Genomic DNA, 9010 nt, shown 5'->3' with positions numbered 1-9010 from the left:
GAAGAGCGTGGGGTTTTTCTTCATCGTGCCGGACGCTGGAGCGGACCGCACCGGCGCCGCACGAGGCGATCAGCTACCGTTCGCGATGCGATCCTGGATGTGCTGGGCACGGCTCGCCGACGACGGATGCGAGCTCATCATCGAGCTCTGGCCGCCATCGAGCTGTGCGAGCTTCTGGAACGCGGTGACGAGGCCCTTCTGGTTCATGCCCTTCTGCTTCATCAGGTCGAACGAGTAATCGTCGGCCGCGCTTTCCTGCGTCTGCGAGAACTGCGCATTGATGAACTTCTCGGTGATGTCGCCGAGCTGCGAGCTCGTCAGTGCCGCCACGCCGGGCGACGCCGCGCCGGCCGCGCTGCGCGCCGCGCTGACCGCATAGGCCGTCTGCATCGCCTTCTTCGAGTGACCCAGTGCGACGTGGCCCATTTCATGACCGATCACGCCGCGCAGTTCGTCGTCGTTCATCATGTCCATCAGGCCGCTGTACACGCGCACGCAGCCGTTGCCCATCGCCCACGCGTTGACGTCCTTGGTCATGTAGACCTTGTAGTTGACCTTCTGGCCGTTCAGCGTCATGTCGCCGAAGCCCTTCATCACCTTCGTCAGACGCTTCGAGTACGCGCTGTTCGGTGCCGCGATCTTCGATTCCGCGTCGCTCGCCTTGCACGAGTCGTTCGACAGGGCGGCGATGTCCGCGTCCGACAGCGTCGCTGCCTTGAACAGGCTGGTCCCCGCCGACGTCAGGCTGTTCGCGTCGAGACTCTGTACCCCGCCGCACGCGCTCAACAGGAACGCCACGCCACATGCTGCCGCCGCTTTCTTGATATGCATCCCGGATCCCTCGGTAGTTGTAGTTGGGAGCGGCGATTTTGCATAATCCGGCAGAAAATTACCAGTCGTTTACATCAAATGACAATTTGATTACTTATCCATTCGACACGTCATGCCCGATCGTCCGGCGAATTGTTGACGAAAATGCAGTCAATCGCCACGGCCCGGCGACCGGCTGAACGGCGCGCGCGACCGGCGCGTCAGCCGTCGCGCGACGAGCATCGGCAGCCGCGCGACGAAACCGGCGAAGAGCCGCAGATGCATCCATGCGAGCAGCGCGTTGTCGCGGCCATAGTGGAAATGCGACACGCCGCCCTCGTGCTCGCCGAAGTAGCGCACCGGCGCTTCTATGCGGATCGGCTGCACGCCTGCCCAGCACAGTCGCACCGCCGCTTCGGGATCGAAGTCGAAGCCGCGCATCCACGGCTGCCGGTGCATGATCGCGGCGAGCGGCGCGACCGGGTACACGCGAAAGCCGTACAACGAATCGCCGATCCCGGCCCACAGCGTCTCGAGGTCGGCCCACGCGTTCGACAGCCTGCGGCCCTGCACGCGCAGTTGCGGCGCGCTCGCATCGAACTTCGGCAGGCCGAGCACCATCGCCTCGGGCGCCGCCTGCGACGCGGCCATGAAATCGGCAATCAGCTGGGCCGGATGCTGGCCGTCCGAATCCATCGTCAGCACGTGCGTGAAGCCGCTCGCGGCGGCCGCGTCGAGTCCCGCGAGCACCGCGGCCCCCTTGCCGCGGTTCTCCGGCAGCACGATCACGCGCAGCCCCGGATCGCGCTCGGCCATCGCCTGCAGCCGCTCGGCACTGCCGTCGGTGCTGCCGTCGACGACGACCCACACCGGATTCCACTGCGCACGGGCATTGCGCACGGTCGTGTCGACCTTGGCGCCCGGGTTGTAGCTCGGAATCAGAACGAGATGGGTGGACGAAGCGTGCAGCTTGGACATGGGAACGGCCGATTGCGAAGACGATGATCCTGACAAAAGTTTATGACCTGCGGGCGACCGCGGACAGGCTTCGTCGACGCCGCCCGCGCGCGTCGACGGTTCGCGCAGCGACAGGCCCGCGCGCTTCACGACCACTGCTCCAGCGGATGCCCGGCGCTCGCCTCGATCTCGACCAGCAGATCGTCGCGACACACGTCCGCGTGGACGAACAGCGGCCGCAAGTCGGGGCCGGCCGCATCGCGCAGCACGCGTTCGATCGCGGCGAGCGCCGCGGCATCGGTGGCGTCGCGCACGTAGACGCGATAGCTCAGATCCGCGAGCGTGAACGGGCCGTGCCCCTGCCGCGCGGCCTGCTCGAGCACGGCGGCCAGGTTCGCGATCGTCTCGCGCGTTTGCGCGACGACGTCGCCGCGATGCACGGTGCGATGCCCGACGATGCTGGCGGTGCCCGACACGAACAGCAGCGGCGGCACCTCGCCGTCGGTCCATGCTGCCGCGCGCGCGAACGTCGGCGCACGCGGGCCGTACTCCGCCGGATAGTGATACGCGCTGATCTGGCGCGGGTTCTCGACCGGATCGGCCGGCGTGCGGCTCGCGATGAAATGGATCGCAAGCGGCGCAGCCGGCGGCGTGTCGCCCTCGACCGGCACGACCGAGCCGAGCGCGCAGGCGGCCGGCACGCCGCCCGTCAGCGCACGGCGACACGCGTCGAATGCGCGCTGACGGCCAATATTGAACTGACGATAGCGCTCGATTCCGAACTGCTGCGCGTTGATCGCCGGCACGGTATTCCAGATCCGCAGCGGATGCGCGATGCCGAGCGTATCGAGCACGTCGAACAGCGCGCGGTACGCATCGTGGGTCGCCCGTTCGAGCGGCGTGCCGCCGTCGCGATCCGCATCCGTCGCATCGGTCGCTTCCTGCACGACGATACTGCCGAACACGAGCCCCGCCGTTTCGCTGTAGCGGTACCGCAGCGCGCCGCGCCGTTCGCTGCGCAGGTCGTGCGCGTCGCACTGCCAGATTTCGCAGACGGCACCGGTGCTGGCGTGGCCGCCGGCGTCGAGCAGCGCCATCTGCACCGGCGCGAGCGGCAGGTCGGGCGCGGCATCGGTCAGCAGGCGCGCCATCCCGTCGGTCGTCGTGCCGGCCGCGCCGATACACACTGCACCCAGCGCGCCCGGAAACATCCGATCGAATGCATCGCCGCGCCGTTGCGCATCGTGCAGGCGCGCCGCCAGCCGTGCGTGATCGATCTGGACGAGTCGCAACGCACGGTTGCCGCCGTCCGCGGCGCGCCCGGCTGCCATGTGTCCGCGCACGACCGCAGTCGTGGCGGACGACAGGGAACACGCTCGCCGTTCGGCGTCGACTGGATGCACTGACACTTCGATTTCCTCACTATGTGGCGCAGGCTTGCGGCACCACGGTTACGACGCGCCGCGTTGCGCGCCGTTGCGTCGCGTCAATCCGACGCTGCGCGCGTCGTCATGCGAGCCCGCCGTTGACGGACAACACCTGCCCGGTCACATAAGCGGCCGCATCGGATACCAGATACGCGACCATCGCCGCGACTTCGTCGGGCCGGCCCGCGCGTTGCGCCGGCACGAGTTGCTTGATCCGGTCGGCGGGAAACGCATGCTCGGCCATCGGCGATTCGATGATGCCGGGTGCGACCGCGTTCACGGTGATGCCGCGCGACGCAAGCTCCAGCGACAGCGACTTCGTCGCGCCGATCAGCCCCGCCTTCGCGGCCGCGTAATTCGCCTGTCCGCGGTTGCCGGTCACGCCGGCGATCGACGCAATATTGACGATCCGTCCGCGCCGCGTGCGGATCATCGGCAGCAACAGCGGCTGCGTGACGTTGAAAAAACCGTTGAGCGTCACGTCGATCACGCTGCGCCACTGCTCGCGCGACATGCCGGCCATCGGCGCGTCGTCGTGAATGCCCGCGTTGTTGACGAGGATCTGCACCGGCGCATCGTCGATGAACGGCGCGAGCGCGGCGAGCGTCGCATCGGCGTCGGTCACGTCGAACGCGATTGCGTGCGCGGTACCGCCGGCCGCGACGATCTGCCGCGCGATCGCCTCCGCCTGCGCGGGATTGCGGTTCGCATGCACCCACACTTCATGGCCGGCCTGCGCGAGCGCCGTGCAGATCGCCTGCCCGAGTGCGCCGCTGCCGCCCGTTACGAGCGCCCGCATCGAATTGCTCCGTTCATCGCATTCCACCTCGATCGACGCGGCGGCGTGTCGCCAGGCGACCGCCGCCGCATGCCGTCATCCTCCGCGTACCGCGTCGTGACCGCGCGCGCCGCCGTCACTTCGTGCGATGGGCGGCGACGTACCCGGCAAGCGCGCCGAGCGTCGCGAAGATCTTCTTGTTGTCCGGATTGTCCGAGCGCAGCTCGAAGCCGTATTTCTTCGAGATCAGCAGCGCGATTTCCAGGATGTCGATGGAGTCGAGCCCGAAGCCCTCGCCGTACAGAGGGGTCCCGGCCGTCACCGTATCAAGCGGGACGTCTTCGAGATTCAGTTCGCCGATGATCAGCGTGGCGAGCTCTTGTTCCAGTGCGTTCATCATGCTTGCGGGCAGGCGGCCCATGGCAGCGGAAGGCGCCCGGAAACGGCAACTGTCGTGCACGCCCGGCGCGTGCAAATCTCCGTCCCTCCGGCGTCTGCCGGCTTCCCCGCCTGCGTAATTTGGGGATCGTTTGTAAAAGTTACGCGGATTCTAGACGATGGGTACCGGTGCGTATACCGCGAATGGTTACAGACTGAAGGGCCCCGCCGAGCCCCCTGTCGGGACCGGATCGCACGAGACGCTTGAGCCGCTTCGGATGTAAACGAATCGTCATCGGGAAACGTTCGACGCGCTGCCATACATTCGGTTACAAAACCCGGCCGCGCCTGCGCCGAACCGCGGTGCCGGGGCCCTAAAATGTGCGTGCACGACAGCCGCGCGACGCACCTGCCCGGCCGCCATTCATATGATATTTAACAGCCCGACGATTGCGTCCGGGCCTCGATCCGTCCGATGTTCCCAGCCGCCATGCCGCGCCCGTTCGACCGTTCCGCCCAGCTTCACTCGCCGCTTTGTTCGTCGCGTTGCCGCCATGCCGCGACCGCCGGCAACGCACGCCTGCCCGGCACGCATGGAGCGCGACAATGAGCACGCTGTCGAACGTCGCACGCGGCGTCGGCGCGGTCGGTGCGGTGACGGCCTGGCAGATCGGCGCGCACCATGCGGCCGCAACGCCCGGCGCACACGGCTTCGGCCTCGCGATGGCGCTCGTGCCGCCGCTGCTGCTCGCGCTCGGTGCCGCGTTGCGCTCGCCGCGACGCGCATGGCTGGTGCCGGCGTGGCTGCTGGTCGCCGCCGCACTATGGGCCGCACGCATGCCGCTCGAGTGGCATTTCGAATGGGGTCTGTATCTGGAGCACACAAGCTTCAACCTCGCGATGGCGCTGCTGTTCGGCCGCACGCTCGCGGCCGGCCAGGTGCCGCTCTGCACACGCTTCGCGACGATGATCCACGGCACGATCACGCCTGCCGTCGCACGCTATACGCGGCGCATCACGCTCGCGTGGACGCTGTTCTTCGTCGCGATCGCCGCGGTGTCGACGCTGATGTTCGCGACTGCGCCGATCGTCGCGTGGTCGACCTTCGCGAACTACCTGTCGCTGCCGCTCGTCGCCGTGATGTTCGCCGCCGAGCATGCGTGCCGGCGCTTCGCGCTACCCGACGACACGCGCCCGCGGATGATCGACGCGGTGCGTGCGTACCGCGCGTCGACGCAGCCGTCACGATGAATTCACGACCGGTGCGGCACCGCCTCGCGGCCGCGCCGGTCACCGCCTTCCGTTTCCGTTGATTTATGCCGACTCACCCGCTGGTATTCCATTCCTCGCCGGACCAGACGATCGCCTGGCGCGACGGCACGCCTGTCACCGTGCGCGCGTTCGTCGCCGACGTCGTGCGCGTGGCCGCCGCGCTGCCCGCCGGCGGCCACGTATTCAACGTGTGCCGCGACCGCTACCGCTTCGCCGTCAGCCTGTGCGCGGCGCTCGTCGCCGGCAGGATCAGCCTGCTGCCGTCGACGCACACGCCGGAAACGGTGCGCCAGCTCGCGTCGTTCGCGCCGGATGCGTTCTGCCTGCACGACGCGCCGGACTGCACGATCGACCTGCCGCGCTTCGCGTATCCGGACGCCGCCCCTGCCGCACTCGCCGCCGACGACGACACCCACTTCGTGGTGCCGCAGATCGACGCGGCGCGGATCATGGCGTACGTGTTCACGTCCGGCTCGACCGGCGCGCCGGTGCCGCACCGCAAGACCTGGGGCTTCCTCGTCGGCTGCGTGCGCGCCGCGGCCGACCGCCTCGGCCTGCTCGACGGCGACGCTGCCACGCTGATCGGCACCGTGCCCGCGCAGCACATGTACGGCTTCGAATCGACGGTGCTGCTCGCGCTGATCGGCGGCCTCGCGTTCAGCAACCGCCAGCCGTTCTACCCGGTCGACATTCGCGAGGAGTTGCAGGCCATCCCGCAGCCGCGTGTACTCGTCACGTCGCCGATCCACCTGCGCGCGCTGCTGTCGGCCGGCCATGCGCTGCCGCCGGCCGCGCTCGTGCTGTCGGCCACCGCGCCGCTGTCGGAAAAGCTCGCGTGTGAAGCCGAAGCCGCGCTCGACGCGCCGCTCGTCGAGATCTACGGCAGCACCGAGACCGGCCAGATCGCCACGCGCCGCACGTCGCAGGGCGCGGCGTGGTCGTTGTTCCCGGAGATCCGGCTCGACGCACGCGACACGCATGACGCTGCGGATCACGGCCATGCGAGCGACGACGGCGGGCCAACCGTATGGGTGTCGGGCGGGCACGTCGAGACGCCCGTGCCGATGGGCGACGCGCTCGAACTGCTCGGCGACGGCCGGTTCCTGCTGCACGGCCGCAAGGCGGACCTCGTCAACATCGCCGGCAAGCGCACGTCGCTCGCGTACCTGAATCATCAGTTGAACGCGATTGCCGGTGTCGTCGACGGTGTGTTCTTCATGCCGGACGACACCGTGCCAGCCGACGTCGATGCCGATCGCGAATCCGTCACGCGTCTGGTTGCGCTCGTGGTCGCGCCGACGCTTGCCGCAGCCGAACTGCAGCGCGCGCTGCGCGAACGGATCGATTCCGCATTCATGCCGCGCCCGCTCGTGTTCGTCGATGCATTGCCGCGCAACGAGACCGGCAAGCTGCCGCGCGACGTGCTCGCCGCACTCGTCGCCCGGCACGCGCGCACTGCCGCGACCAACGCGCGGCCGCTCGCGTTCACGATTCCCGCCGATCATCCGGCGCTGCCCGGTCATTTCCCCGGTCATCCGATCGTGCCGGGCGTCGTGCTGCTCGATCACGCGATCGCGGCGCTCGGCGCTTCGCTGAACCGCCCGCTGCACACGTGGCGGCTCGCTTCCGCAAAATTCCTGAGCCCGGTCGCGCCCGGCGAACCGGTCGACCTCGCGTTCGATGCGACGGCCGGCGGTGCGATCCGCTTCACGCTGCGGGTCGGCCCGCGCGACGTCGCGACCGGCATGCTGTCCGCGCCGCCGGACACGCAGGACGGCGCGCAGCCATGAAACGCACCGCGTGGGCCGAGCGCCAGGAGCGCAGCAACGCCGCGCTGCTGCGCGCGATGACGTGGATCTCGCTGCATTTCGGTCGACGGCCGTCGCGCGTCGTGCTGCACGTCGTCGCCGCGTATTTCGTGCTGTTCTCGCCGGCCGCCTGCGCGGCGTCGCGCGACTACCTGCGCCGCGCGCTCGGCCGTCCCGCACACTGGCGCGACGTGTACCGTCACGTGTTCACGTTCGCGGCGACGATCCACGACCGCATCTACCTGATGAACGGCCGCTTCGACCTGTTCGACATCCGGCTGCACGGCGCAACGCTCGTCGACGCCGCGCTCGCCGGCGGGCGCGGCGCATTCGTGATGGGCGCGCACCTCGGTAGCTTCGAAGTCGTGCGCGCGATCGGCCGCACGCGTCCGGACCTGAGCGTCGTCGTCACGATGTATGAAGAAAACGCACGCAAGATCAACGCGACGCTCGCCGCCGTCAACCCGGCCGCGAAGCCCGAAGTGATTCCGCTCGGACAGGTCGATTCGATGCTGAAGGTGCGCGAGCGGCTCGACGCGAACTGCATGGTCGGCATGCTGGCCGACCGCACGCTGCTCGACGATGCTGCCGCGTCGCTGCGGCGGCTGCCGCTGCTCGGCGCGCCGGCCGCATTTCCGCTCGGGCCGCTGTACATGGCCGCGATGCTGCGGCGTCCGGTGCTCTTCATGACGGGCCTCTACCGCGACGGCAACCGCTACGATGTGCACTTCGAGACGCTCGCTGATTTCTCCGCCGTGCACCGCGACGCGCGCGCGGCGGCCGTCGACGCGGCGCTCGCGCGCTACGTCGCGATGCTCGACCGGTACTGCCGCGCGGCGCCGTACAACTGGTTCAACTATTTCGATTTCTGGCGGAGCGGCGAGACCGCCGCGCACCACGACGAGGCGCGCGCGCATACCGACCTGACCGCCACAAGGGACTTAGACGCATGACCGCCGTTCACCGCTCCTTGCTTCCGCTCGCGCTGCGCCGCGCAATGCGCGCGTTCGCCGTGATGGCCGCCGTCGCGCTGGCCATGCCTGCGCATGCCGCCGACACCGGTTCGGCGTGGACGCTCGACCGGCTGATGTCCACGCTCGCGCAGCACAAGTCCGGCCGCGCCACGTTCACCGAGACGAAGACCCTGTCGATCGCCGCGCAACCGATCGAATCGTCGGGAGAGCTCGTGTTCGTCGCGCCCGACCATCTCGAGAAGCACACGCTGAGCCCGAAGCCCGAACATCTCGTCGTCGACGGCGACATGCTCACCGTCGAGCGCAACAACCACAAGTACACGCTCGCGCTTTCACGCTACCCGGAACTCGGCGCGTTCATCGACAGCATTCGCGCGACGCTCTCCGGCAACCGCTTCGCGCTCGAGCAGGTCTACAAGGTTGCGCTCGCCGGACGCGGCGACGACTGGACGCTGACGCTCACGCCGCTCGACTCGCGGATGCTGAAGGCGGTCAGCACGATCACGCTCGAAGGCACGCGCGACACGCTGCGCAGCGTCGCGATCCGGCAGGCCGACGGCGACCATTCGCTGATGCGCCTGCAACCCGTCGCCGCGAACTGATGGA

9 protein-coding genes are annotated in these 9010 nt (G+C 68.7%); 4 read left to right on the top strand and 5 right to left on the bottom strand.

Annotation, left to right across the window (positions count from 1 at the left end):
• Positions 1-69: 69 nt before the first annotated feature.
• The 5 genes from J7024_RS20295 to J7024_RS20275 form a co-directional block, all read right to left on the bottom strand.
• A complete protein-coding gene (locus J7024_RS20295; protein ID WP_124829057.1) occupies positions 70-831 on the bottom strand; it encodes a M48 family metalloprotease in 762 nt (253 codons plus the stop codon).
• Positions 832-981: 150 nt separating this feature from the next.
• Positions 982-1788 carry a glycosyltransferase family 2 protein gene (locus J7024_RS20290; protein WP_124829059.1) on the bottom strand — a complete coding sequence of 269 codons (807 nt, stop codon included), beginning with the start codon at positions 1786-1788 and terminating at the stop codon, positions 982-984.
• 125 nt (positions 1789-1913) lie between these two features.
• A complete protein-coding gene (locus J7024_RS20285) occupies positions 1914-3176 on the bottom strand; it encodes a chorismate transformation enzyme, FkbO/Hyg5 family (protein WP_175761549.1) in 1263 nt (420 codons plus the stop codon).
• A gap of 100 nt (positions 3177-3276) precedes the next feature.
• Positions 3277-3993, bottom strand: a complete 717-nt coding sequence (fabG, locus tag J7024_RS20280; protein ID WP_124829063.1) for a 3-oxoacyl-ACP reductase FabG — start codon at positions 3991-3993, stop codon at positions 3277-3279.
• Positions 3994-4108: 115 nt separating this feature from the next.
• Positions 4109-4393, bottom strand: coding sequence for a phosphopantetheine-binding protein (locus J7024_RS20275; protein ID WP_124829065.1), 285 nt, complete (start codon positions 4391-4393; stop codon positions 4109-4111).
• Positions 4394-4956: 563 nt separating this feature from the next.
• On the opposite strand from J7024_RS20275, the gene J7024_RS20270 reads away from it, so the two are divergent.
• The 4 genes from J7024_RS20270 to J7024_RS20255 all read left to right on the top strand — a co-directional run bounded on the left by J7024_RS20270 (position 4957) and on the right by J7024_RS20255 (position 9006).
• Entirely contained in the window at positions 4957-5601 is a 645-nt protein-coding gene (locus J7024_RS20270; protein WP_124829069.1) for a hypothetical protein, read from the top strand.
• Positions 5602-5666: 65 nt separating this feature from the next.
• Positions 5667-7412 carry an AMP-binding protein gene (locus J7024_RS20265; protein ID WP_124829071.1) on the top strand — a complete coding sequence of 582 codons (1746 nt, stop codon included), beginning with the start codon at positions 5667-5669 and terminating at the stop codon, positions 7410-7412.
• The gene (locus tag J7024_RS20260) at positions 7409-8383 is read left to right on the top strand and encodes an acyl-CoA synthetase (RefSeq protein WP_124829073.1); all 975 of its coding nucleotides are present in this window, start codon (positions 7409-7411) and stop codon (positions 8381-8383) included. Before J7024_RS20265 ends, J7024_RS20260 begins: the two co-directional genes overlap by 4 nt.
• Positions 8380-9006: an outer membrane lipoprotein carrier protein LolA gene (locus J7024_RS20255; RefSeq protein WP_175761550.1), complete on the top strand. Its 627-nt coding sequence runs from the start codon at positions 8380-8382 to the stop codon at positions 9004-9006. The genes J7024_RS20260 and J7024_RS20255 overlap by 4 nt, the downstream gene beginning before the upstream one ends.
• Positions 9007-9010 lie beyond the last annotated feature (4 nt).

This window comes from Burkholderia sp. WTPI3, from assembly GCF_021483755.1.
In the GTDB taxonomy this organism is placed as follows: Bacteria; Pseudomonadota; Gammaproteobacteria; order Burkholderiales; family Burkholderiaceae; genus Burkholderia.
Note: the sequence above shows the minus strand (reverse complement) of the source record. Positions and strands in the feature narration are given on the sequence as shown.

Excerpts from the sequence above, each read along its gene's own strand:
- J7024_RS20295 (WP_124829057.1), bottom strand. The coding sequence starts at position 831 with ATGCATATCAAGAAAGCGGCGGCAGCATGTGGCGTGGCGTTCCTGTTG.
- J7024_RS20290 (WP_124829059.1), bottom strand. The coding sequence starts at position 1,788 with ATGTCCAAGCTGCACGCTTCGTCCACCCATCTCGTTCTGATTCCGAGC.
- fabG (WP_124829063.1), bottom strand. The coding sequence starts at position 3,993 with ATGCGGGCGCTCGTAACGGGCGGCAGCGGCGCACTCGGGCAGGCGATC.
- J7024_RS20275 (WP_124829065.1), bottom strand. The coding sequence starts at position 4,393 with ATGGGCCGCCTGCCCGCAAGCATGATGAACGCACTGGAACAAGAGCTC.
- J7024_RS20270 (WP_124829069.1), top strand. The coding sequence starts at position 4,957 with ATGAGCACGCTGTCGAACGTCGCACGCGGCGTCGGCGCGGTCGGTGCG.
- J7024_RS20265 (WP_124829071.1), top strand. The coding sequence starts at position 5,667 with ATGCCGACTCACCCGCTGGTATTCCATTCCTCGCCGGACCAGACGATC.
- J7024_RS20260 (WP_124829073.1), top strand. The coding sequence starts at position 7,409 with ATGAAACGCACCGCGTGGGCCGAGCGCCAGGAGCGCAGCAACGCCGCG.
- J7024_RS20255 (WP_175761550.1), top strand. The coding sequence starts at position 8,380 with ATGACCGCCGTTCACCGCTCCTTGCTTCCGCTCGCGCTGCGCCGCGCA.